Annotated in this window: 21 protein-coding genes; 14 read left to right on the forward strand and 7 right to left on the reverse strand. The window is 69.4% G+C overall.

Annotated features, from left to right (window positions below):
- Positions 1–205 precede the first annotated feature (205 nt).
- Genes A5692_RS19555 through A5692_RS19565 form a run of 3 tightly spaced genes read left to right on the forward strand, consistent with a single transcriptional unit; the run spans position 206 to position 4,848 of the window.
- Positions 206–2,485 carry a polyribonucleotide nucleotidyltransferase gene (locus tag A5692_RS19555; RefSeq protein ID WP_068058806.1) on the forward strand — a complete coding sequence of 760 codons (2,280 nt, stop codon included), beginning with the start codon at positions 206–208 and terminating at the stop codon, positions 2,483–2,485.
- Complete coding sequence (locus A5692_RS19560; protein WP_068058808.1) at positions 2,463–3,818, forward strand: pitrilysin family protein; 1,356 nt, start codon at positions 2,463–2,465, stop codon at positions 3,816–3,818. Before A5692_RS19555 ends, A5692_RS19560 begins: the two co-directional genes overlap by 23 nt.
- A 4-nt stretch (positions 3,819–3,822) precedes the next feature.
- Entirely contained in the window at positions 3,823–4,848 is a 1,026-nt protein-coding gene (locus A5692_RS19565; protein ID WP_068058810.1) for a nitronate monooxygenase, read from the forward strand.
- Here the strand turns inward: A5692_RS19565 and ald are convergent.
- Positions 4,845–5,960 carry an alanine dehydrogenase gene (ald, locus tag A5692_RS19570; protein ID WP_068058812.1) on the reverse strand — a complete coding sequence of 372 codons (1,116 nt, stop codon included), beginning with the start codon at positions 5,958–5,960 and terminating at the stop codon, positions 4,845–4,847. The genes A5692_RS19565 and ald overlap by 4 nt on opposite strands.
- 100 nt (positions 5,961–6,060) lie before the next feature.
- On the opposite strand from ald, the gene A5692_RS19575 reads away from it, so the two are divergent.
- Together A5692_RS19575 and A5692_RS19580 are read left to right on the forward strand one after the other, a co-directional pair.
- Positions 6,061–6,522, forward strand: coding sequence for an SRPBCC family protein (locus A5692_RS19575; protein ID WP_068058814.1), 462 nt, complete (start codon positions 6,061–6,063; stop codon positions 6,520–6,522).
- Between the two features lie 10 nt (positions 6,523–6,532).
- Positions 6,533–7,558, forward strand: a complete 1,026-nt coding sequence (locus A5692_RS19580) for an NAD(P)/FAD-dependent oxidoreductase (protein WP_068058816.1) — start codon at positions 6,533–6,535, stop codon at positions 7,556–7,558.
- Between the two features lie 28 nt (positions 7,559–7,586).
- On the opposite strand, the gene A5692_RS19585 is transcribed toward A5692_RS19580, so the two are convergent.
- Together A5692_RS19585 and A5692_RS19590 are read right to left on the reverse strand one after the other, a co-directional pair.
- Positions 7,587–8,036, reverse strand: a complete 450-nt coding sequence (locus A5692_RS19585) for a GNAT family N-acetyltransferase (RefSeq protein WP_082962926.1) — start codon at positions 8,034–8,036, stop codon at positions 7,587–7,589.
- 71 nt (positions 8,037–8,107) lie between these two features.
- Positions 8,108–8,758 (reverse strand): TetR/AcrR family transcriptional regulator, encoded by a 651-nt coding sequence (locus tag A5692_RS19590; RefSeq protein ID WP_068058820.1) that lies wholly within the window; start codon positions 8,756–8,758, stop codon positions 8,108–8,110.
- 90 nt (positions 8,759–8,848) lie between these two features.
- Here A5692_RS19590 and A5692_RS19595 point away from each other — a divergent pair, with 90 nt between their 5' ends.
- Positions 8,849–9,856, forward strand: a complete 1,008-nt coding sequence (locus A5692_RS19595; protein ID WP_068058822.1) for a Rieske 2Fe-2S domain-containing protein — start codon at positions 8,849–8,851, stop codon at positions 9,854–9,856.
- Complete coding sequence (locus A5692_RS19600; RefSeq protein WP_068058824.1) at positions 9,853–10,935, forward strand: dihydrodipicolinate reductase; 1,083 nt, start codon at positions 9,853–9,855, stop codon at positions 10,933–10,935. The genes A5692_RS19595 and A5692_RS19600 overlap by 4 nt, the downstream gene beginning before the upstream one ends.
- A 2-nt stretch (positions 10,936–10,937) precedes the next feature.
- Here A5692_RS19600 and A5692_RS19605 read toward each other — a convergent pair whose 3' ends face one another.
- Complete coding sequence (locus A5692_RS19605) at positions 10,938–12,284, reverse strand: HNH endonuclease signature motif containing protein (RefSeq protein WP_068058826.1); 1,347 nt, start codon at positions 12,282–12,284, stop codon at positions 10,938–10,940.
- 104 nt (positions 12,285–12,388) lie between these two features.
- Between A5692_RS19605 and dapB the strand changes: the two genes are divergently transcribed.
- From dapB to A5692_RS19620, 3 genes are read left to right on the forward strand one after another with little or no spacing between them, the layout of a single operon-like run.
- Complete coding sequence (gene dapB / locus A5692_RS19610) at positions 12,389–13,126, forward strand: 4-hydroxy-tetrahydrodipicolinate reductase (RefSeq protein WP_068058828.1); 738 nt, start codon at positions 12,389–12,391, stop codon at positions 13,124–13,126.
- 7 nt (positions 13,127–13,133) lie between these two features.
- Entirely contained in the window at positions 13,134–13,589 is a 456-nt protein-coding gene (locus A5692_RS19615; protein ID WP_068058830.1) for a hypothetical protein, read from the forward strand.
- A complete protein-coding gene (locus A5692_RS19620) occupies positions 13,586–14,041 on the forward strand; it encodes a flavodoxin family protein (RefSeq protein WP_068058832.1) in 456 nt (151 codons plus the stop codon). Before A5692_RS19615 ends, A5692_RS19620 begins: the two co-directional genes overlap by 4 nt.
- On the opposite strand, the gene A5692_RS19625 is transcribed toward A5692_RS19620, so the two are convergent.
- From A5692_RS19625 to A5692_RS19635, 3 genes are read right to left on the reverse strand one after another with little or no spacing between them, the layout of a single operon-like run.
- Positions 14,038–14,868, reverse strand: a complete 831-nt coding sequence (locus A5692_RS19625; RefSeq protein WP_068058834.1) for a thioesterase family protein — start codon at positions 14,866–14,868, stop codon at positions 14,038–14,040. The genes A5692_RS19620 and A5692_RS19625 overlap by 4 nt on opposite strands.
- A 42-nt stretch (positions 14,869–14,910) precedes the next feature.
- On the reverse strand, positions 14,911–16,467 hold the full coding sequence (locus A5692_RS19630) for a GAF domain-containing sensor histidine kinase (protein ID WP_082962889.1): 1,557 nt from the start codon (positions 16,465–16,467) through the stop codon (positions 14,911–14,913).
- Between the two features lie 3 nt (positions 16,468–16,470).
- Positions 16,471–17,136, reverse strand: coding sequence for a response regulator transcription factor (locus A5692_RS19635; protein WP_068058836.1), 666 nt, complete (start codon positions 17,134–17,136; stop codon positions 16,471–16,473).
- A gap of 18 nt (positions 17,137–17,154) precedes the next feature.
- On the opposite strand from A5692_RS19635, the gene A5692_RS19640 reads away from it, so the two are divergent.
- From A5692_RS19640 to A5692_RS19655, 4 genes are all read left to right on the forward strand, one after another.
- Positions 17,155–17,574 (forward strand): hypothetical protein, encoded by a 420-nt coding sequence (locus tag A5692_RS19640; RefSeq protein ID WP_156766172.1) that lies wholly within the window; start codon positions 17,155–17,157, stop codon positions 17,572–17,574.
- Between the two features lie 61 nt (positions 17,575–17,635).
- Entirely contained in the window at positions 17,636–17,851 is a 216-nt protein-coding gene (locus A5692_RS19645) for a hypothetical protein (RefSeq protein WP_156766173.1), read from the forward strand.
- 87 nt (positions 17,852–17,938) lie between these two features.
- The gene (locus A5692_RS19650) at positions 17,939–19,483 is read left to right on the forward strand and encodes a class I adenylate-forming enzyme family protein (protein WP_068058842.1); all 1,545 of its coding nucleotides are present in this window, start codon (positions 17,939–17,941) and stop codon (positions 19,481–19,483) included.
- Positions 19,480–22,716 carry a carboxyl transferase domain-containing protein gene (locus tag A5692_RS19655; RefSeq protein WP_068058844.1) on the forward strand — a complete coding sequence of 1,079 codons (3,237 nt, stop codon included), beginning with the start codon at positions 19,480–19,482 and terminating at the stop codon, positions 22,714–22,716. Before A5692_RS19650 ends, A5692_RS19655 begins: the two co-directional genes overlap by 4 nt.
- The last annotated feature ends 13 nt before the right edge of the window (positions 22,717–22,729 follow it).

The raw sequence follows: 22,729 nt of genomic DNA on the forward strand, positions 1-22,729 counted from the left end.
GCGCACGTCACATGGGAGCAGCCCGGTCTGCATCGGGCGGTCTTCGGTAGTGGCTGCCGGGCTCTCCGGATCTGGAGCAGGTCGGCCGCTTCGATCGATGGCCGTAGCCGCATTCAGACTCTTTCCTCTCCTTAGGAAGCTCTCGGGTTACCTGCGCGTGACCACGCGAAACAGCTGAATACCCAGAGAGGCCGTACGGACACCCATGTCTGTCGCTGAAATTGAAGAAGGCGTGTTCGAGTCAACCGCCGTTATCGACAACGGGAGCCTCGGCACCCGCACCATCCGTTTCGAGACCGGCCGGCTGGCCCAGCAGGCCGCCGGCGCCGTCGTCGCCTACCTCGACGACGAGAACATGCTCTTGTCGGCGACCACCGCCAGCAAGAGCCCCAAGGAGCACTTCGACTTCTTCCCGCTCACCGTCGATGTCGAGGAGCGGATGTACGCCGCCGGCCGCATCCCCGGTTCGTTCTTCCGTCGCGAGGGCCGGCCCTCCACCGACGCGATCCTGACCTGCCGGCTGATCGACCGCCCGCTGCGGCCATCGTTCGTCAACGGGCTGCGCAACGAGATCCAGGTCGTGGTGACGATCCTGAGCCTGGACCCCAACGACCTGTACGACGTGCTGGCGATCAACGCCGCGTCGGCCTCCACCCAGCTGGCCGGCCTGCCGTTCTCCGGTCCCGTCGGGGGCGTGCGGGTGGCGCTGATCGACGGCACCTGGGTCGCCTTCCCCACGGTCGAGCAGCTCGAACGGGCCGTGTTCGACATGGTGGTGGCCGGCCGCATCGTCGGCGAGCATGACGGCAAGGCGGACGTCGCGATCATGATGGTCGAGGCCGAGGCCACCGAGAACGTCATCGAGCTCGTCGAAGGCGGAGCCCAGTCGCCGACCGAAACCGTCGTGGCCGAGGGCCTGGAGGCCGCCAAGCCGTTCATCGCCGCGCTGTGCACCGCGCAGCAGGAGCTGGCCGACGCGGCCGCCAAACCCACGGGTGACTACCCGACGTTCCCCGACTACGGCGACGACGTCTACTACTCGGTGGCCTCGGTGGCCACCGACGAGCTGGCCAAGGCGCTGACCATCGGCGGCAAGGCCGAGCGCGACGCGCGCACCGACGAGCTCAAGGCCGAGGTGCAGCAGCGCCTCGCCGAGACCTATGAGGGCCGCGAAAAGGAGGTCAGCGCCGCGTTCCGCTCGCTGACCAAGAAGCTGGTCCGCCAGCGCATCCTGACCGACCACTTCCGCATCGACGGCCGCGGCATCACCGACATCCGAGCGTTGTCGGCGGAGGTGGCCGTGGTGCCGCGGGCGCACGGCAGCGCGCTGTTCGAGCGCGGCGAGACCCAGATCCTCGGGGTGACCACGCTGGACATGGTCAAGATGGCCCAGCAGATCGACTCGCTGGGGCCCGAGACGTCCAAGCGCTACATGCACCACTACAACTTCCCGCCGTATTCGACCGGTGAAACCGGCCGGGTCGGTTCGCCCAAGCGGCGTGAGATCGGGCACGGCGCGCTCGCCGAGCGCGCCCTGATCCCGGTGCTGCCCAGCGTCGAGGAGTTCCCCTACGCCATCCGCCAGGTGTCCGAAGCGCTGGGCTCCAACGGCTCGACGTCGATGGGATCGGTGTGCGCGTCCACGCTGGCCCTGCTCAACGCCGGGGTGCCGCTCAAGGCGCCGGTCGCCGGCATCGCGATGGGGCTGGTGTCCGACGACGTCGAGGTCGACGGTAAGGCCGAGCGGCGATTCGTCACGCTGACCGACATCCTTGGTGCCGAGGACGCGTTCGGCGACATGGACTTCAAGTGTGCCGGCACCAAGGACTTCGTCACCGCGCTGCAGCTCGACACCAAGCTCGACGGCATCCCGTCCCAGGTCCTCGCGGGTGCCCTCGCGCAGGCCAAGGATGCGCGACTGACCATCCTCGAGGTGATGGCCGAGGCCATTGACGCGCCCGACGAGATGAGCCCCTACGCGCCGCGGGTGACCACCATCAAGGTCCCGGTGGACAAGATCGGCGAGGTCATCGGGCCCAAGGGCAAGGTCATCAACGCCATCACCGAGGAGACCGGCGCGCAGATCTCCATCGAGGACGACGGCACCGTGTTCGTCGGCGCCACCGACGGCCCCTCGGCCCAGGCGGCGATCGACCGGATCAACGCCATCGCCAACCCGCAGCTGCCGACCGTGGGCGAGCGGTTCCTGGGCACCGTGGTCAAGACCACCGATTTCGGCGCGTTCGTGTCGTTGCTGCCGGGACGCGACGGCCTGGTGCACATCTCGAAGCTCGGCAGGGGCAAGCGCATCGCGAAGGTCGAGGACGTCGTCAACGTCGGCGACAAGCTGCGGGTCGAGATCGCCGACATCGACAAGCGCGGCAAGATCTCCCTCGTCCTGGTCGAGGAAGACGCCGCGGCCCCGTCCGACGCCGGGGCTCCTCAGGAGGCCGCGCCAGCCGATGCCGCGACAGCCAGCAGCTGATCGCGCCGCGGCCCTGCGCCGCGGCAAGCAGACGCTTGAGGTCGAATCCTCGACCGCGCTGCGCCGCAGCACGCTTCCGGGTGGCCTTCGGGTCGTCACCGAGTACCTGCCGTCGGTGCGTTCGGCGTCCGTCGGCGTCTGGGTGGGCGTCGGATCGCGCGACGAGGGTGCCACCGTGGCTGGGGCGGCGCACTTCCTCGAGCATCTGCTGTTCAAGTCGACGCCCACCCGAAGCGCTGTGGACATCGCGCAGGCGATGGACGCCGTCGGCGGGGAGCTGAACGCCTTCACGGCCAAGGAGCACACCTGCTACTACGCGCACGTGCTGGACAGCGACCTGGAGCTGGCCGTCGACCTGGTGGCCGACGTGGTGCTCAACGGCCGGTGCGCCGCCGAGGACGTCGAGCTGGAGCGCGACGTGGTGCTCGAAGAGATCGCGATGCGTGACGACGATCCCGAGGACGCGCTGGGGGACATGTTCCTGGGCGCGATGTTCGGTGACCACCCGGTGGGCCGGCCGGTGATCGGCACCGCGCACTCGGTGTCGTCGATGACCCGGAATCAGCTGCACTCGTTTCACGTGCGCCGCTACACGCCGGAACGCATGGTGGTGGCGGTGGCCGGCAACGTCGACCACGACGAGGTCGTCGCGCTGGTGCGTGCGCACTTCGGGCCGCACCTGGTCCGCGGGCGCCGGCCCATCGCCCCGCGCAAGGGTGCCGGACGGGTGACCGGACGGCCCAGTTTGTCGCTGGGCAACCGGGACGCCGAACAGACCCACGTGGCGCTGGGCGTGCGGACCCCGGGGCGTAGCTGGCGGCACCGCTGGGCGCTGTCGGTGTTACACAGCGCGCTGGGCGGCGGCCTGAGTTCCCGGCTGTTTCAAGAGGTTCGCGAGTTGCGCGGGCTGGCCTATTCGGTCTACTCGACGGTGGACATCTTCGCCGACAGCGGCGCGCTGTCCGTCTACGCCGCCTGCCAGCCCGAGCGGTTCGCCGAGGTGATGCAGGTGACCAACGAGGTCCTCGAGTCGGTGGCCCGCGACGGCATCACCGAGGGGGAGTGCCGCATCGCGAAGGGGTCGTTGCGCGGCGGGCTCGTACTCGGTTTGGAGGATTCCAGCTCGCGGATGAGCCGTCTGGGCCGCAACGAACTGAACTACGGCGAGCACCGCAGCATCGAGCAGACCCTAGGGAAGATCGACCAAGTGACGGTCGAGGAGGTCAACGCGGTTGCCCGCCGGCTGCTGAACCAGCCCTATGGTGCTGCCGTCCTGGGGCCCTATGCCTCCAAACGGTCACTGCCCCAACAACTTCGGGCGATGGTAAATTAGCTCCGTGGTACTGGGCTTTTGGGACATCATGGTGCCCATCGTGGGTGCGCCGATGGCTGGCGGACCGGGCACGCCCGAGCTGGCCGCGGCGGTCTCCAACGCGGGCGGCCTCGGCTTCGTCCCCGGCGGCCACCGCAGCGCGGAGCGCTTCGCCGAGGACATCGCCGCCGCGCGCGCGGCCACCACCGGCCCGCTCGGCGTCAACCTGTTCGTCCCCCAACCCAGCGTCGCCGACTGGATGGCGCTGGACTACTACGCCGAGGAACTCGAGGAGATCGCCGACTACTACCAGGTCGAGGTCGGGCACCCGCAATACGGCGACGACGACGACTGGGAGCACAAGCTCGAGGTGGTGGCCGACGTGCGGCCCGAGCTGGTCTCGTTCACCTTCGGGGTGCCGCCGCCCGACGTCATCCGGCGGCTCGGCGCGCTGGGCCTGTTGGTGATGGTCACGGTGACGTCGGCGTACGAGGCCGGAGTGGCCGTGGCCGCCGGCGCGGACAGCCTGATCGTCCAGGGCCCGGACGCGGGCGGGCACCGGGGCACGTTCGCGCCCGACATGGAGCCCGGCAACGAATCGCTGCACCAGCTGATCGATCGCATCCGCCATGCGCAAGACGTTCCGGTCGTCGCGGCCGGCGGACTGGGCACCGCCCGCGACGTCACCGCCGTGCTGAACCGGGGCGCGGTGGCCGCGCAGGTCGGCACCGCCCTGTTGCTCAGCGACGAAGCCGGCACCAGTACCGCGCACCGCACCGCCCTGAAGAACCCGGTCTTCGGCACCACCGTTGTCACGCGCGCCTTCTCGGGCCGCTACGCGCGCGGCCTGGAGAACAACTTCACCCGGCTGCTGGACAACGTGGCGCCGCTGGGCTACCCGGAGGTCAACCAGATGACCAGCCCGATCCGGGAGGCGGCGGCCGCCATGGAGGACCCGAACGGGATACCGCTATGGGCCGGAACGTCGTTCAAGGAGGCCCAACCCGGGCCGGCGGCCGACATCATCGCCAGCCTGGTGGAGCGCGACTAGCTCAGCAGCCCCGCCGGGTCGGTGAACGGCAGGCCCAAGTCGGCGGCCACCCGCTGGGCCAGCAGCCCGCCGTCGTGCGTCGAAAGACCTTTGGCCAGAGCGGGATCCGATCGGCACGCCGCCCGCCACCCGCGGTCGGCCAGTTCGAGCACGTAGGGCATGGTCGCGTTGGTCAGCGCCACCGTCGACGTCTTGGGCACCGCGCTGGGCATGTTGGCCACGCAGTAGAACTGCTTGTCGTACACGGCGAACGTCGGATCGTCGTGGGTGGTCGGCCGGGAATCCGCGAAGCACCCGCCCTGGTCGATGGAGATGTCCACCAGCACCGCGCCCGACTTCATCTGGGCCACAAGCGAATTCGGCACCAGTTCCGGCGCCTTGCCGCCCGGCAACAGGACCGCCCCGATCAACAGGTCGGCGCGCGTGACGGTGCCCTCGAGCTCGTACGCCGACGAGTAGCGCGTGCGCACCTGTCCGCCGAATTCGGCATCCAGCAGGCGCAGCTTGGCGATGTTGACGTCGAGGACCGTCACGTTCGCGCCCATGCCGCCCGCGACCCGGGCGGCGTTGTAGCCGGCCGTGCCCGCGCCGATCACCACGACGTCGGCGGGCTTGACGCCGGGGACCCCGCCCATCAGCACACCGCGCCCCCCGTGGGTGCGCATCAGGTGGTAGGCGCCGACCTGGGCCGAGAGCCGGCCGGCGACCTCGCTCATCGGAGCCAGCAACGGCAAGGTGCCGTCGGCGGCCTGCACCGTCTCGTACGCGATCGACGTTGTCCCGGAAGCCAATAGCGCGTCGGTGCAGGTACGAGAGGCGGCCAGGTGCAGATAGGTGAAGAGCACCTGATCCTGGCGCAGGAGGCCGTATTCGGACTCAATCGGCTCCTTCACCTTGAGCAGCAGGTCGGCCTCGGCCCACACCTGTTCGGCCGTGTCGGCCAATCGGGCGCCCGCCGCCTTGAACTCGTCATCGGGGATAGACGACCCGTCCCCGGCGCCGCCCTGCACGAGCACTTCGTGGCCGCGACGGGTCAGTTCGGCGACGCCGGCGGGGGTGATGGCCACCCTGAACTCGTTGACCTTGGTCTCGGTCGGTACGCCGACTCGCATGCTTGCCCCTCGCTCTGGACGGTTCGCACTCAAGTGTGGGGAAACTTCGGACGGGCCGCAATCACGGTGAAATCCGGGGTGTGCTGGCTATGATCGGCGGATGACTGACCCGTGCGTGACGGCCACCGTGCAGGTCAATGCCCGCCCCGAGGCGGTGTACCGGCTCCTCACCGATCTGCCGACGCTGGCCTCGTTCGCTGAGGAAGCGGTGGCGATGGAGTGGCGCAAAGGCGATGCCGCCCGTCCCGGGGCCGTGTTCACCGGACACAACGAAAGCGGCAAGCGGCGCTGGAGCACCACGTGCACCGTCACCGATGCGGAACCGGGTCGCGTCTTCGCGTTCGACGTGCGGCACACCGTCCTGCCGATCGCGCGCTGGCAATACGACATCGTGGCCGCCGACCACGGCTGCCGGGTCACCGAAAGCACCTGGGACCGCAGGCCCCGCTGGTTCCGCAAGCTCGCAGGCAGGGCCACCGGCGTTCCGGATCGCGTGGCCGCCAACACCGAACACATCCGGCTCACCCTGCAGCGCCTCAAACAGCGCGCCGAGTCCGAGTAGCCGGCGGGCCATGCGACGCGATCCCGCCGTAGCCGTCGTCGGAGCGGGCATGTCGGGACTATGCGTCGCGATCGCGTTGTTGCGCAACGGGATAACCGACGTCACCATCTACGAGAAGGCCGACGAGGTCGGCGGGACCTGGCGTGAGAACACCTACCCCGGCCTGGTCTGCGACATCCCTTCGCGGGTCTACCAGTACACGTTCGCCCGCAACCCCGACTGGTCGCACCTCTTCTCGCCGGGCGGCTGGCTCGACCGGATCGCCTACCGTGGCTACAGCCTGGGCTTCGACACGTTCGCCGCCGGGCTCACCAAGCCGGGCCTGCGCCGAAAGATCATGGGAACGCTGTGCCGGGCGAGCCTGCGCGAGGTCCGCGACCCCGAGTTGCGCCGGGCACTGACACCCGACTACACGCCGATGTGCAAACGGCTGGTGATGTCGAACGGCTTCTACCGCGCCATCCAGCGCGACGACGTCGAGCTGGTCACCGCCGGAATCGACCACCTGGAACGGCGCGGCATCGTGACCGGCGACGGCGTCTTGCACGAGGCGGATATCGTCGTCCTCGCCACCGGGTTCGACACACACGCGTTCTTCCGGCCGATGCAAGTGATCGGCCGCGACGGAATTACCGCCGACGAGGTGTGGCGCGACGGTCCGCGGGCCTACCGGACCGTGGCGCTGCCCGGGTTCCCGAACTTCTTCATGATGCTGGGGCCGCACAGCCCGGTCGGCAACCTCGCGTTGACGACCGTCGCCGAATCGCAGGCCGACCACATCCTGCGGTGGATTCAACGGTGGCGGCGTGGCGAATTCGACACCGTGGAGCCGACCTGGGCGGCGACCGAGAGTTTCAACGCCACGCTGCGCGCCGCGATGCCGGACACGGTGTGGACGACCGGATGTGACAGCTGGTACCTGAACAAGGAGGGGGTGCCCGAGGTGTGGCCCTTCACCCCGGGCGCACATCGCTCCACGCTGGCGAACACCGATCTCGGTGAGTACGACCTGCGCCGAGACGTCGCCGCCGGCTGACGTCCGCGTCCCATGCCGGCCGCCAAAGCTAACGCCGGCGCAGCCGATAGCCCAGGTGGGCGACCTTGACGCCGGGCAGCGGTTCCCAGTCCAGGGTGCGCCCGTCGGCGTGAAAGTCGTTCCTCTCGTAGAAGATTCGCGCCTGGGTGTTGTGTTCGGCGCACCATAGGACGACGTCTCCCGGCGGGCTTTCCGCCAGGGCCGTGGCGAGCAGGCGCCCACCGACACCGTGGCGCTGGCTGTCGGCCGCGACGTAGAGCGAATCGAGTTCCACCTGGTCGGGGTTCGTGGGATCGGGGCCGAAGAGGGTCATACCGATTGTCCGCGAACCGGATTCCGCGAGCCACATGCTCCAATGGCTGCGCAGCAGGATACCCGGGTACGCCAGGACGGCCCAGCGCCGCGGCGATCCGAGGACGTCGAGCGTGGCGTCCGGCAGTACGCCGGCCCAGGACTGCCGCCAGACCGGATAGTGCATCTCGGCGACCCGGGCGAAATCGCCCGGTCCGGCCCGGCGGATCGCGATGTCGCCCGGGACGTCACCGGACGTCACCGGCGCGATTGCTCCAGGTAGGCGGCCAGCGCGTTGGTCAGGCCCCGCCGCGCCATATCGAGGTCGGCGTACGAGCCCAGCTGACGTTCGGACACCAGCCCGCGCATCGCGCCGGGGATCAGGGCGGCCACCTCGCGCACCCGCTCGGGGTCGACGTCCAGGCCGGCGAAGGCGTTCTGGCAGGTCTCCAGCCAGCTTTTGCCCCAGGAGAACAGCTCGGCGGCGGTGCGCGGGAACAGGCGCTCGAGCTCGGCGGGGTCGCGGGGGAGCGCAGCGCGCAGGTTTTCGATCGCGCGCGAATCCGGCGACGCCAAGCCGTCGTAAAGGGTGTCGATGATTGCCCCGACCCGCTCGCGCAGGGGCGCGTCGGGTGAGACCGGCGTCGACAGCGTCGAGAAGGTCGCTGCGCGGCGCTCGGCGGTGCGGTGCAGCACCGCCGCCCAGAAGCCGTCGGTGTCGCCGAACTGGTACTGCACGGCGCCCCAGGTGGCGCCGATCTCCTTGGCGATGCGGTTGGCCGACACCGAGCCCGGATCGCCGGATGCCAACGACTTGAGCGCGGCTTCGAGCATGCTCTCGCGGGTGGCGTTGCCACGCCGGTTGGGGCGCCGGCTCGCGGTTCCGGCCGCGTTGACGTGCCGAGTCATCTGCCGAGCCTATCGCGCCCACAGTTTCATAGAGGGTGCTTTGATTTGTTCGTGGTCCCGCCTATCATCTCTTCCAAGGAGGGATCCCGCATGGCTAAGCCGCCGTTGTCGATGACACCAACCGGCTGGTTCCAGGTCGCCTGGTCCGACGAGATCGGTGTGGGCGAGGTGCACGCGATGAAGTATTTCGGCCAGGAGATGGTCGCCTGGCGGGCCGAGTCCGGTGAGCTCACCGTGATGAACGCCTACTGCGAGCACCTCGGCGCGCACCTGGGTTACGGCGGCACGGTCGTCGGCGAGGTGTTGCAGTGCCCGTTCCACGGGTGGCAGTGGAGCCAGGAGGGCCGCAACGTCTGCATTCCCTACCAGGACCGGCCCAATCGGGGCCGTCGCATCCGCACCTACCCGGTCGTCGAACGCAACGCGTCGGTCTACATCTGGCACGACGTCGAGCGCCGCGAGCCGTATTTCGACGCGCCGGACGTCTTCGCCGCATTCCGCGACGGCAGCGGCGCCGCCGACTACTACCCGCAGCAGCGGCTGTACCGGCCCGCCCTGGAGCTGCACCCGCAGTACGTGCTCGAAAACGGCGTCGACTTCGCACATTTCAAGTTCGTGCACAACACGCCGATCGTGCCGGTGTTCACCCGCCACGACTTCGCCGAACCGGTGTCGTTCGTCGACTTCACCATCACCTTCGAAGGTGACGACGGGCAGAAGATCGAGGACGTCAACAGCGGCGTCGAGGCCATCAACGGCGGCTTGGGCATCGCGGTGACCAAGAGTTGGGGGATGATCGACAACCGCACCATCTCCGCGGTCACCCCGGTCGACGAGTTCACCTCCGACGTCCGGTTCATGGTCTACATCGGCCGGACCGGGGGTAAAGACCCCGACCGCGCCGAGCGCAAGGCGGCCGAATTCGGGCGTGAAGTGATCCGCCAGTTCGAGCAGGACATCGAGATCTGGCGACACCAGCGCTACTCGGACCCGCCGGCGCTGGCCACCGAGGAGTACGAGGGCTTCACCGCAATTCGTAAGTGGGCCAAGCAGTTCTATCCCGAGGCATTCGCATCACAGGAAGGTTCAATGCAATGACCAGCGCACCGATCCGCGTGTTCCAGGTGGCCACCGGAAACGTCGGTTCGGAGATGATCAGGCGGATCGCGACCCAGCCCGACCTCGAACTCATTGGCGTGCATTGCTATTCGCCGGAGAAGGTTGGCAAGGACGCCGGTGAGCTCGCCGGGGTCGCCCCCAACGGCGTCAAGGCCACCGGCACCATCGAGGAGATCATCGCCGCCAAGCCGGACGTGCTCACCTTCCACGGCGTGTTCCCCGACGAGGACCTCTATGTCAAGGTGCTCGAGGCCGGGATCAACATCGTCACCACCGCCGACTGGATCACCGGCTGGCACCGCGACAAGAACCATCCGCACCCATCGGGCAAGCCGGTGAGCCGGCTACTGGCCGAGGCCTGCGAAAAGGGCGGCGCGACGTTCTACGGGACCGGGATGAACCCGGGTTTGAACCAGATACTGGGCGTGGTGTGTTCGGCCGACGTCGCCGACATCGAGAACGTCACCACGATCGAATCCGTGGACGTGTCGTGCCACCACTCCAAGGACACCTGGATCGAGGTGGGCTACGGCCAGCCGGTCGACGATCCGGAAATCCCGGCCAAGCTGGAGAAGTACACCCGCGTGTTCGCGGACAGCGTGCTCATGATGGCCGACTGCTTCGATCTGCCACTCGACGAGGTGAAGTTCAGCTACGAACTCGGCGCGTGCACCAAGGACGTGGACCTGGGCTGGTACACCCTGCCCAAGGGGTCGCTGGGCGGCAACTACATCAAGTATCAGGGCATGGTGGACGGGGTGCCGCGGGTCGAGACGCACCTGGAGTGGCAGATGACCCCGCACACCGATCCGAGCTGGAACATCAAGGGCTGCTATATCACCCAGATCAAGGGTGACCCGTGCATCTACAACAAGCACATGATCTTCCCCAAGCCCGGCGTCGACCTGTCCAATCCGGACAACTTCGCCTCCATCGGCATGACCGTCACCGGCATGCCCGCGCTCGCCTCGATCAGATCGGTCGTCGCGGCGCCGCCGGGGCTCATCACCAGCGCGGACCTGCCGCTGCGCGGGTTCGCCGGCCGGTTCAAGATCTAGCGTCAAGGATCCGACAAGCGTTCCGGGTGGTGGTAGTCGTTGCTGCCCGGGCCGCGGCCAAAGCGCGGCGGCGGAATCCATTCGGTGCGTCCGTTCGGGAGTTTCCTTGTCCGCCAGCCCCTGTCGATCAGCTTGTGGTGCTGCGTGCAGGCGAAGGTGAGCTTGTCGGCGTCGGTCAACCCGCCGCTGGCCCAGTCGTCGAGATGGTGGACCTCGCACCAGTAGCCCGGCGCGTCGCAGCCAGGATGCGTGCAGCCGCGGTCCTTCGCGTACAGCACGATGCGCTGATCCGGCGTGGCGATTCGCCGCGTCCGGCCGAGATACAGCGGGCGGTCCGAGTGTTCGTCGAACACGGCCAGGTAGTGGTAGGCATGGCGCGCCATCCGGATCACGTCGCCCATCGGCAGCACCGTTCCGCCGCCGGTCACCGCCCGCCCGCTGCCGGCCGTCAGCTCCTGCAGCGTGGTGGAAACGATGACGGTGACCGGTAATCCGTTGTGGGCGCCCAGTTTCGGATCGCCCAGCAGGCCGCGCACCAAGGCGTTGAGGGCGTCATGCTGGCGTTGCGCGTGGCTGCGCACGTCGCCGCTCGCCGACTCGTCGCTGGGTTCGCCTTCGACGCAGGGCTTTTCGTCGTCCGGGTTGCACATGCCGGGCGCGGCGAACCGCGCCAGCCAGGCATCGAGGTTGGCGCGCAGTTCCGGGGACGCGACCAGCTTCCCGACGCTCATCCCGTCGAGGCGCTGCCCGGTCCAGGCGAAGCCGCGCTGCCGCGCGCGGTCGGCGTCGGAGAATTTGCCGTCCGGATTGATCCGCAGCGCGCACCGGTGCGCGACCTTTTCCAGCTGGTCGGGACGCAAGGTCACCGCCTGCTGGGCCAGGAACTGTTCGGCGGCCTCCACCGTCTCGGGGGGCACGGCGTCGGGGAGACCGCGCACGAAGGTCTGAATGACCCGCAGGTGCTGCCCGTCGAGGGCGCCGTCCCGCCATGCCCGCGCGGTGGCGGGTAACTCAGGCGGCAACTCCTGGCCGGTGAGGGTGACGCGCGGCGAGAGCTGCCTGGCGTCGCGGACCCGTCGGCATGCCTCGGCGTAGCTGATGCGCAACCAGTCTCCGATGACCTTGTGAACCGGCCCGCCCAGCTCACCGGGATCCTCTAGCGCCAGGCCCGCGATCAGGTCATGGCTTGTCGCGACCTGCCGGCGGTGCGAGGTCTCGAGACGCTCCAGCACGCGCAACCGGACGGCGGGGCTCAACGCACCGAGGTTCAGGGCGCGCACCGCCGCGTCGGCCGCGTCCTGCGCGTCCAAGGCGGCGGACACCTCCGCCGGGAGCTCGTTCGAACACATGTTCGAAAAATATCCCAGGGTGCCCGTACCAGGCCACCGAGAAAACCGCCGTTGTGGATAAACACCCAACTGTGGATGAATCGGCTCGGTCTAGGGTGAAGCCCATGCGGGTAGGCGTCCTGGGAGCTAAGGGCAAGGTCGGTTCGGCGATGGTGGCGGGCGTGCAGGCCGCCGACGATTTGACCCTGTCCGCGGAGGTCGACGCCGGCGACCCGCTCGGCCTGTTAACCGACTCCGACACCGAGGTGGTCATCGACTTCACTCATCCCGACGTGGTGATGGGCAACCTGGAGTTCCTGATCGGCAACGGAATTCACGCCGTCGTCGGCACCACCGGCTTCACCGCCGAACGCCTGCAGCAGGTCGAGGCGTGGCTGGCCGACAAGCCCGACACGAGCGTCCTCATCGCCCCGAACTTCGCGATCGGCGCGGTGCTGTCGATGCACTTCGCCGCGCAGGCGGCGCGCTTCTTCGAATCGGTGGAGGTGATCGAGCTGCACCACCCGCACAAGGTCGACGCCCCGTCCGGTACCGCCGCGCGTACTGCCAAGCTGATCGCCGAAGCGCGAAAAGGCTTGCCGCCTAACCCCGATGCCACCAGCACGGGCCTGCCGGGCGCCCGTGGCGCCGACGTCGACGGAATCCCCGTACATTCGGTGCGGCTGGCCGGGCTGGTCGCCCACCAGGAGATCCTGTTCGGCACCGAGGGGGAGACGCTCACCATCCGCCACGACAGTCTGGACCGCACCTCGTTCGTGCCGGGCGTGCTGTTGGCGGTGCGGCGCGTCCAGGAACGGCCCGGCCTCACCGTGGGGCTCGAGCCCCTGCTCGACCTGCAGTGAGCCGGCGATGAACGCCGCCCTGCGCGCCCAGTTCCTCATCGCCTTCCTCTGCGTCGCGATGCTGACCTACTTCGTGCTGCTGGGGCGGATGGCCGTCGCGATGATCGCTTCGGGGCGGCCGGCCGCCGTGGGTCTGGGCCTGGCGGTGCTGATCATGCCCCTGATCGGGCTGTGGGCGATGGTGGCGACGCTTCGCAACGGGTTCGCGCACCAGAAGCTGGCCCACCTGATCGCGGCCGACGGCATGGAGCTCGACACCAGCGGGCTGCCGCGACGGGCGTCGGGCCGCATCGAGCGGGACGCCGCCGACGCGCTGTTCGCCACGGTGCGCACCGAAGTCGAAGATAATCCCGATGATTGGCGGCGCTGGTACCGGCTGGCCCGCGCCTACGATTACGCGGGGGACCGCCGCCGGGCGCGGGCGGCCATGAAGACGGCGCTCGAATTGCAGGGCCGCCCATGAGCAAGACGCTGCTGATCGTCCACCACACACCGTCCCCGCACTGCCACGAGATGTTCGAGGCGGTCGTCTCGGGCGCCACCGACCCCGAGATCGAGGGTGTCGAGGTCGTCCGCCGGCCGGCGCTGACCGTGTCGCCGGCCGAGATGCTGAGCGCCGACGGCTACCTGCTGGGTAGCCCCGCCAACCTGGGCTACATGAGCGGGGCGCTCAAGCACGCGTTCGACTGCGCCTACTACCAGCTGCTCGACTCGACGCGCGGGCGCCCGTTCGGCCTGTACTTGCACGGCAACGAGGGCACCGAGGGCGCCGAGCGCGGCGTCATGTCGATCACCACCGGCCTGGGCTGGACGAAAGCTGCAGAAACCGTGGTGGTTTCGGGCAAGCCGGACAAGGGTGACCTGCAGGCCTGCTGGGAACTCGGGGCGACGGTCGCCGCCCAACTGATGGACTAGGCGAGTTTCGGCTTGAATGCCTCGGCCGGCTGGGCCAGGGCCAGTGCCGAGCTGGTGCCGATCGGGCCGTGCCGGTCGAACAGAGTGGCGGCGCCGGTGGCCACGCCGGCCGTGCCGTAATGGCTTTGCGCGGCCAGGCCCAGGTATTCGCCGTCGGGCAGGCGGCTGGCGGTGACCGTGTAGTCGGCGTTGATGTAGCGCAATCCGCCGGTGCCCCAATGGGTCAGTGAACTGGTGACGTCACCGACGAAGCCGAGCCGGGCGAACGGGGTCAATGGGTGGCCCTGCACGATCGGGCGAAACAGGCGCGTCCAGGCGAACTTCCGGGAATGCGACTGTTCCCATTCGCCGGCCGCGATGCCCGGGCTGCCCGCGGTGGTGGCGCCGTATCCCCAGATGAAAAATGGCATATCGGCCGGAAAGTCCTCGGAGTCGGCAGGCAGCGGCGGCATCGCCAGGGGGGCGGACCACACCGCCTGGTCGGGATGCTCCCCTCGGCGCAGGAACAGCGCGCTGGCCCGCGCGACGGTGTTTCCGTTCTGCACCAGCGCGCCGTCGACCAGTTTGATCCGCCGGCCCTCCCGCTGCACCGAGGTCCGAATCTGCACCGGTTCGAGCAACGCCGGACGCAGCAGGTCGACGGTGAGGCGGGCCGGCTGGAAGTCGGCCTCGATACCGGATTGTTCTATGCCCCAGGCCAACAGGCCACCGACGATCTGACCACCCATCGCGGCACCCCACGGCCCCTGGGTCATCGCGCCCGGAACATACGAGTCACCGTCGACCGTGAAGAACGCCTCGGGCACAACGGCGGAATCAGTCGTCACCGCTATGACGATAGGACACCGTGCGGCCGAGGCCGCGCGGTGTCACGCGCGGGTGGGTATCGCCACCTGCAGCGCGGTGCCGCCGCCGGGCGGACTGGCAATGTCGAGGTGACCCCCGAGCGCCTCGACCCGGTCTAGCAAGCCGAGGAGCCCGGATCCGTTGCGGCTGTCCGCTCCACCGACCCCGTCGTCGCAGATGGCGACCATCAGCTGCGCCTCGTCGGTCCGGGCGTCGACGTCGATCAGTGAGGCGCGCGCATGCCGGGTCGCGTTGGTAAGGGCTTCCGCCACAACGTAATACGCCGCGACTTCGACGGATTCGGGAATCTGTTCTTCCAGTGCCAGGCGAACCGTGACCGGAACGGGGCAGCGGCGGGCGAGCGCCTCGAGCGCCGGACCGAGCCCTCCTCTGGACGAGATCGCCGGATGAATGCCCCGGGCGAGCTCCTGGAGATCGGCCGACGCCGCGCTCAGGCCCGTGACGGCGGCCGAGATCTCGTTTCTTAGCGAACCCAGTTCGGGCGGGATGGCGGCCTCGATCGAGCGCAGTTGCAGCGCAAGCGATACCAGCCGCTGTTGCGCCCCGTCGTGCAGATCACGCTCCAGGCGGCGCCGGGCGTCGTCGGCGGCCGTGACGATCCGCGCTCGCGACGCCGTGAGTGCCGCGTGGGCTTCGGCATTGGCGATGGCGGCCGCGACCAGCTCGCTGAACTCGCCGATCCGCTGTTCGGTATCGGGCGGCAGCGGCTCCGCGGCGGAGCCGACGACGGCGACACCCCACAGCCTGCCGTCGACCACGATGGGTGCGCCCACGCCGCTGCGCAATCCGAGGCGGCGAATCAGCGCAGCCACGTCGCCAATCGCCTTGTCGTGACTGTCCATTCGAGCGGGCCGACCGGAATCGGCCACCATGGCGCCGATGTTCTGCCCGCCCAGGGACCAACGGCTGCCGACGGGCATCCGCGCGACCTGCACGGGGTCGTCACGGGCCGCGACAAGCGTTGCGGTGCCGTCGTTCTCGTAGCGCCAAAGGGAAGCGTTGGCAACGCCGAGCGATCTCGCCAGCTCATTGGCGACCGCCGGGAAGACGTCGGATGGCCGAATTCCGCGCGCGACCAGGGTGGCAACCCGGCGTAGCGCGGCTTGTTGCTCGGCCAGCACACCGAGCTCGTCGCGGCTCGCCTCGGCGTCGCGCCGCCGCTGTTCGGCATCCGCGGCGTGGGCTCGCGCGGTGCGCGCCAGGGCGTTTGCCACCAGTCCGACGACGACGAAGACCAGCAATACCGTCCAGTCCTGGGGCTGGCTCGGCACCATCGTGTTGTCCGGCCAGCCACGAAAGTAGTCGAAGGCGAGCGCGCTGAGCGCCGCGGTGGCGGCGGCCAGGCTTGGGCCCCAGCCGGTAGCGACGATCAGAACCCCGATCAGGTAGAGGACGCCGAAGGCGTTGTCGGCGGCGAGCATCTTGAGCAGCAGCATGACGGCGGTCTCCACGCCGATGCAGGCGGTCGCGACCGCGATCCCCAGCGGCGTGGGCAGTGGGTCGCGGGACAGCAACGTCGAGCCAAGGCGAGACAGGGCCTGCGACTTGGCTTTCGGCACCGGTCAGCGGGCCTTCAGGAAGGTGACGACCGCACGAACCCGTCGGTGATCGTCCGGGGTCTCGCGCAGCTCCAGTTTGGTCATGATGCTGCGGACGTGCTTCTCGACGGTGCCCTCGGTGACCCACAAGCGGCGGGCGATGCCGGCATTCGAGCGCCCTTCCGCCATCAGGGCGAGGACCTCCAACTCCCGTGGGCTCAGCGCGGCCAGCGGGTCGTTGCGGGTGCGCGCTTCGACCAACTCCTGGACCAGAGCCGGATCGACCACACACGCGCCGCCGGCGATCCGGCCCAGCGTGTCCAGGAAGTCGTCGACATCGGTGACCCGCGTCTTCAGCAGGTAACCGACGCCGCGGCCGCTGGCCAGGAGCCGCATCGCCGGCTCGACGTCCACGTGCGCGGACAAGATCACCAGCCCGACCGGCGGCAGCTCCTCGCGGATGGTCATCGCGGCGTCGAGTCCTTCGGTGGTGCCCGTCGGCGGCATCCGGATGTCGACGATCGCCAGCTCCGGCTTTTCCCGGCGGACCAGTTCTAGAAGGCTCGCCGCGTCACCGGCCTGGCCAACGACGCGGTAACCGGACCGGGTCAGCAGGCTGGCCAATCCCTCCCGCAACAGCACGTCGTCGTCGGCGACGACGACGCGCTTGCCCGGTTTCTCCGGCTCCACCTGACCCGATCCTCTCGTATGATCCGCACCGGCAGTGTCGAGCGTAATTGCAGCCAGCGGGTATCGCCGCGGTCAGGCTGGCGGTCCCGCAAGACGGGTGTCAGCGCCGACGACAGCGGCCCGGCGCCGCGCGAGCCTGGGGTCATGACGACGACCACCGCATCTTCGGCCAGTATCCGTGCCGTCGGCGGCCGGTATCTGGTGAGGTCCGTTGTCCACCTCGCCGAAATCCTCGCCTTCAACGCCGCCGTTTTGCTGGCAGGAGTTCGTCTGACCGGATTGGGCTTGTCGGAGCTGTGTTTGCTGGTGCTGCCGCCGATGATGGCCGGTTCCGGGGCGGTCCTGACGTTCTTCGCCCTCAACGGGATGCTTCTGCGCTCGGAGGCGGCCGAGGCGGCCATCGACCGCGCCCCCGATCTCATCGGTGGAACCCGTTAGTGCGCGTGCTCGTCCGGTTATGTATGGGGCGGGCAGCCGCCGGGTGAGGAGGGGCCGCGACGTGATCGCCGAGATAGTGCTCACCGCCGTCCTGGCGCTGGGCTGCGGTGTCGGGACACCGGTCCACGCCGACCCCAGCGTCTTCGGCACGCTCGGCTGCAGCTGCCCGGACACGCCTTCAGGCGGCGGCCCGGTTCAACAACACGACATAGACCGGGGGATCGCGGACGGTCTGTCGGACGGTCTGTCCGGTTCGCCGCCGGGACCATCGCGCTGATCCGGCAGGACCGTTTCGAGCTCAGGGACGGGGCGGCCTACTACGCTCACAGCGGGACGCAACTGTTCTTGTGACGGAGGTCGAGACGTGACGCAGCGGGGCGCGGTCCTCGACATCTCCCGGGACAACAACCCGTTTCCCACGACCGGAGTGACTCGCGGCGCCGACCGCATCCCGCGCTACGACGATCTCCCGGCCACCCTGCTCGACATGCTCGTCGAGCAGGTCGAGCGGCGCCCGGACAGCGAGGCGGTGGTCGAACTCGGCGCCGGGCGACTGACCTACCGTCAGTTGTGGGACTCCGCGGCGCGGGTGGCCGGTGGGCTGCGCGCAGCCGGACTGCGGCCCGGCGACCGCGTCGCGGTGCGGCACCCCGCGGGCATCAACTGGGTGCTGGCGTTCTGGGGCACGGTGATGGCCGGCGGCGTCGCGGTGGCGGTCAACACGCGCTCGGCGCAACCTGAAGTCGACTTCGTCCTCTCCGACTCGGGGGCGACGCTGGACCTGGCGGCCGACGCACCGCTGCCCGACGGGCGGCCGTACGTGACCGAGCAACTCGGTCCCGCCGACGTGGCCGCGCTGTTCTATACCTCGGGCACCACCGGCCACCCCAAGGGGGTACCCACCACCCACGAGGCATTCCTGACCAACACCGAGAACGCGATGCGTTGCCTAGACCAGCCGAGAGATCTCGGCGAAGCGATGCGCACGCTGATCTCCGTGCCACTCTTCCACGTGACCGGGTGCAACTCGCAGCTGTTGGCGGCCACCCGGCTGGGCGGGGCGTCGGTGATATTGCCCGCCCTTGACCTGGACGGGCTGATCGCCACGCTGAGCGCCGAGCGCATCTCCGTCATGGTCACCGTCCCGGCGATCTACGCATTGATGTTGCGGCACAACAGCTTCGCCGACGTCGATGTCTCCGGGGTCCGCTGGGTCGGGTACGGTGGCGCCCCGATCGCCCCGTCGTTGGTGCGCGCGGTGAAGGGCGCCTTCCCCCAGGCCACGGTGTTCAACGGCTACGGCATGACCGAGACGGCATCGCTGATGACCGTGCTGCCGAGCCGCGACGCCGTCGAGCACGCCGACTCGGTCGGGTTCGCGGTCCCGTCCGTCGACCTGGGCCTGGTTCCGTTCGGCGGTGACGAGCCGGGCGTGGGCGAGCTGGTGGTGCGCGGCGCCAACGTGACTGCCGGCTACTGGAACCGCCCGGAGGCGACCGCGGCCACCATCGTGGACGGCTGGCTGCACACCGGCGACGTGGTGCGGGTCGACGACGCCGGTCGGATACACATCGTCGACCGGCTCAAGGACATCATCAACCGCGGCGGTGAGAACGTCTCCAGCGTCGAGGTCGAAGCCGTGCTCCTGGCGGCGCCCCACATCGCCGACGCGTGCGTGCTCGCCGTTCCCGACGACGTCATGGGCGAGAAGGTGGGGGCGGTGCTCTTCGGCGGCGCGGACGAGATCGACGTACCGGCAGTGCTCGACTACTGTCGCTCGCAGCTCGCCGACTTCAAGGTGCCGCAGTACGTCGCCGTGGTCGCTTACGCGCTGCCGCGCAACGCCGGCGGCAAGCTGCTCAAAGGCAAACTCCGTGAGCAGGTGCGGTGGGGGGAGCAGCTGCGATGAGCGCGACCTTGTTGGTCGCCAACCGCGGCGAGATTGCGCTCCGAATCATCCGCACCGCAACCGAATTGGGCCTGCGGACGGCCGCGGTCTACGCCGAGGACGATGCCGAGAGCCCGCACGTGCACGCCGCCGACGAGGCGATCGGCCTGCCCGGCGCCGGACCGCGAGCCTATCTGGACCAGTCCGCCCTGCTGGCCGCGGCCAAGAGCTCCGGCGCGCAGCTGGTCCACCCGGGCTACGGGTTCCTCAGTGAGAACGCCGAATTCGCCCGCGCCTGCGCCGGCGGCGGGTACACGTTTGTGGGACCGGCCGCCGACGCGCTCGAGCTGGTCGGCAACAAGGCCGCCGCCCGCGGTGCCGCCGTCGCCGCCGGGGTGCCGGTGTTGCCCGCGACCGACGGGCCGAGCAGCGTGGCGGACGTCGAGGCGTTCTTCGCCGCCCAGGGCGGCGCCATCATGATCAAGGCCCTCGCCGGCGGGGGTGGACGGGGGATGCGCACGGTGCGCAGCGCCGATCAGATCGGCGACGCCTACCAGCGGTGCGCCGCGGAGGCGCGGCTCGGCTTCGGCGACCCGGCGCTGTTCGCCGAGGCGCTTCTCGACGGTGCCCGGCACATCGAGGTCCAGGTGGTCGCCGCCCCGGCGGGGCACCAGACCCGTGCACTCGCACTCGGTGACCGCGACTGCAGCATCCAGCGGCGCTACCAGAAACTCGTCGAAATGGCGCCCGCCCAAGGGCTTTCCGACGTATTGCGCCGTGGTCTGCACCAGGCTGCTGCCCGGCTGTGCGCGCGAGTCGCGCTGCGCGGGCTGGCCACGGTCGAATTCCTGGTCACCGGCGAGGACTTCGTATTCCTGGAGGTCAACCCGAGAATCCAGGTGGAGCACACGGTCACCGAGGAGACGACCGGGATCGACCTGGTGGCGGTCCAGCTGGACATCGCCGGGGGCGCCTCCTTCTACCAGCTCGGGCTTCCGGCCGGAATCGCCTCCGACGGCACCGAAGTCATCGGCGAGCCCGCCGCGCACCGCGGCGTCGCGATCCAGGCGCGGGTCAACGCGGAGACCTTCGCCGTCGACCTTTCGGTTGTCCCCTCCGCCGGCACGCTCACCGCCTTCTCGCCGCCGAGCGGGCTGGGGATCCGGGTCGACACCTACGGCCGGACGGGACTGGTCGTCAACCCGCATTACGACTCGCTGCTGGCGAAGGTGGTCACCCACGTCCGCGGGTCCTCACTCGGGGCCGCGCTGCGCAAGACCCGGACCGCCCTCGCCGAGTTCGGCGTCGAGGGCGTCCGCACCAACATCGACTTCCTGCGCGAGCTGCTGAGTGACCCTGCCGTGGAATCCGGCTGCGTGAGCACCACTTTCGTCGACCAGAAGCTACCCGAGCTGGCGGCGGCGTCGTGGCACCAGCACGACGTCCGCGCCGCGCCGGTCGAGCTCTACCCCGGCGAGGACGTGTTGCGGGCGCAGCTGGCCGGCACCGTCGTCGAGGTGGCGCCCGAGGACGCCGAATACGGCGCGGGCAGCCAGCTCGTCGTCCTCGAAGCGATGAAAATGCAGCACGTGCTCGTCGCGCCGGATGCGCTGCGGACCACGCGCAACCTGGTGACCCCTGGGCAGGTCGTCGGAACCGGCGACCCGTTACTGGTCTTCACCCGCACTGGCACCGCTTCTGACGGCGATTCGTCAACGGCGGCAACGGATCTCGACAGGCCGCGCGCCGACCTCGACGAGGTGCACAGGAGGCATCTGCTGACCCGCGATGAGGGCCGCGGGGCGGCGGTGGCCAAGCGGCACAAGCAAGGCCGTCGCACCGCCCGGGAGAACATCGCCGATCTGATCGACCCCGGCAGCTTCGTCGAGTACGGCGCGCTGGCGATCGCGGCGCAGCGCAGCCGACGCTCGGAGGAGGACCTGATCGCCAACACGCCGGCCGACGGCCTGGTCGCCGGCCTGGCCACCATCGGCGCGGACCGTTTCGGGCGAGCGGCGGCCGAGGCCGTCGTGGTGTCTTACGACTACACCGTGCTCGCGGGCACGCAGGGCATGCGCAACCACGCGAAGACCGACCGCGCGTTCGACCTGGCGGCCCGAAAGGGGTTGCCGGTGGTGCTGTTCGCCGAGGGTGGCGGCGGCCGGCCGGGCGACACCGACGTCGGCGGCGCCGCGGGGCTGGACGTGCCGACCTTCCGGATGCTGGCGGCGCTGAGCGGCCGGGTCCCGCTGATATCGATCGTGTCGGGGCGGTGCTTCGCCGGCAACGCCGCGCTGGCCGGGGTGTGCGACGTCATCATCGCGACGCCGGACGCCAACATCGGGATGGGCGGCCCGGCCATGATCGAGGGCGGCGGGCTCGGGGTGTACCCGCCGGAGGCGATCGGGCCGATCGGCGTGCAGCGGCGCAACGGCGTGGTCAGCCTGGTCGCCCGCGACGAGCTGCACGCGGTCGCGCTGGCCAAGCAATATCTGTCCTTTTTCCAGGGCGCACTGGACGACTGGGCGGCACCGGACCCACGCTTGGCCCGGCATGTGGTGCCGCAGAATCGGTTACGCGCCTACGACGTACACCGGGCGATCGAGGCGATCGTCGACACCGGCTCCGCGTTGGAGCTGCGGCCCGACTATGGCGTCGGGATCGTCACCGCGCTCGTCCGCGTCGAAGGGGCGCCCTACGGGCTGATCGCCAACAGCACGCACCACCTCGGCGGCGCCATCGATGCCGAGGCGGCCGACAAGGCCGGTGACTTCCTCGCCCTCTGCGAATCGTTCCGGCTGCCGGTCATCTCGCTGTGCGACACCCCGGGCTTCATGGTCGGTCCCGACGCGGAGACCCAGGCCGCGGTCCGGCGGTTCGGGCGAATGTTCGTGCTGGGAGCGCGGCTGACCGTGCCGCTCGGCATGATCATCCTGCGCAAGGGATATGGGCTCGGCGCGATGGCCATGGCCGGCGGTTCGTTCCGCGCCCCGCAGTTCACCGTCGCCTGGCCCACGGGGGAGATCGGCGGGATGGGACTCGAGGGCGCCGTGCGCCTCGGCTTCAGCAAGGAGCTGGCGGCCGAGGGAGACCCGGTGAAGCGCCAGGAGCTGTTCGACAAGCTGGTGGCGGCGGCCTACGAGCACGGCAAGGCGCTGCGGGCGGCCACCACATTCGAACTCGACGACGTCATCGACCCCGCGGACTCCCGGGCCTGGATCGCCAGGCTCCGGGAGCCGCGCAGATCGAATTGATCAGTCCAACTGA

The organism is Mycobacterium sp. E342, from assembly GCF_001667665.1.
Classification (GTDB): Bacteria; Actinomycetota; Actinomycetes; order Mycobacteriales; family Mycobacteriaceae; genus Mycobacterium.

Excerpts from the sequence above, each read along its gene's own strand:
- A5692_RS19555 (WP_068058806.1), top strand. The coding sequence starts at position 206 with ATGTCTGTCGCTGAAATTGAAGAAGGCGTGTTCGAGTCAACCGCCGTT.
- A5692_RS19560 (WP_068058808.1), top strand. The coding sequence starts at position 2,463 with ATGCCGCGACAGCCAGCAGCTGATCGCGCCGCGGCCCTGCGCCGCGGC.
- ald (WP_068058812.1), bottom strand. The coding sequence starts at position 5,960 with ATGCGAGTCGGCGTACCGACCGAGACCAAGGTCAACGAGTTCAGGGTG.
- A5692_RS19575 (WP_068058814.1), top strand. The coding sequence starts at position 6,061 with ATGACTGACCCGTGCGTGACGGCCACCGTGCAGGTCAATGCCCGCCCC.
- A5692_RS19580 (WP_068058816.1), top strand. The coding sequence starts at position 6,533 with ATGCGACGCGATCCCGCCGTAGCCGTCGTCGGAGCGGGCATGTCGGGA.
- A5692_RS19585 (WP_082962926.1), bottom strand. The coding sequence starts at position 8,036 with ATGCACTATCCGGTCTGGCGGCAGTCCTGGGCCGGCGTACTGCCGGAC.
- A5692_RS19590 (WP_068058820.1), bottom strand. The coding sequence starts at position 8,758 with ATGACTCGGCACGTCAACGCGGCCGGAACCGCGAGCCGGCGCCCCAAC.
- A5692_RS19595 (WP_068058822.1), top strand. The coding sequence starts at position 8,849 with ATGGCTAAGCCGCCGTTGTCGATGACACCAACCGGCTGGTTCCAGGTC.
- A5692_RS19600 (WP_068058824.1), top strand. The coding sequence starts at position 9,853 with ATGACCAGCGCACCGATCCGCGTGTTCCAGGTGGCCACCGGAAACGTC.
- A5692_RS19605 (WP_068058826.1), bottom strand. The coding sequence starts at position 12,284 with ATGTGTTCGAACGAGCTCCCGGCGGAGGTGTCCGCCGCCTTGGACGCG.
- dapB (WP_068058828.1), top strand. The coding sequence starts at position 12,389 with ATGCGGGTAGGCGTCCTGGGAGCTAAGGGCAAGGTCGGTTCGGCGATG.
- A5692_RS19615 (WP_068058830.1), top strand. The coding sequence starts at position 13,134 with ATGAACGCCGCCCTGCGCGCCCAGTTCCTCATCGCCTTCCTCTGCGTC.
- A5692_RS19620 (WP_068058832.1), top strand. The coding sequence starts at position 13,586 with ATGAGCAAGACGCTGCTGATCGTCCACCACACACCGTCCCCGCACTGC.
- A5692_RS19640 (WP_156766172.1), top strand. The coding sequence starts at position 17,155 with ATGATCCGCACCGGCAGTGTCGAGCGTAATTGCAGCCAGCGGGTATCG.
- A5692_RS19655 (WP_068058844.1), top strand. The coding sequence starts at position 19,480 with ATGAGCGCGACCTTGTTGGTCGCCAACCGCGGCGAGATTGCGCTCCGA.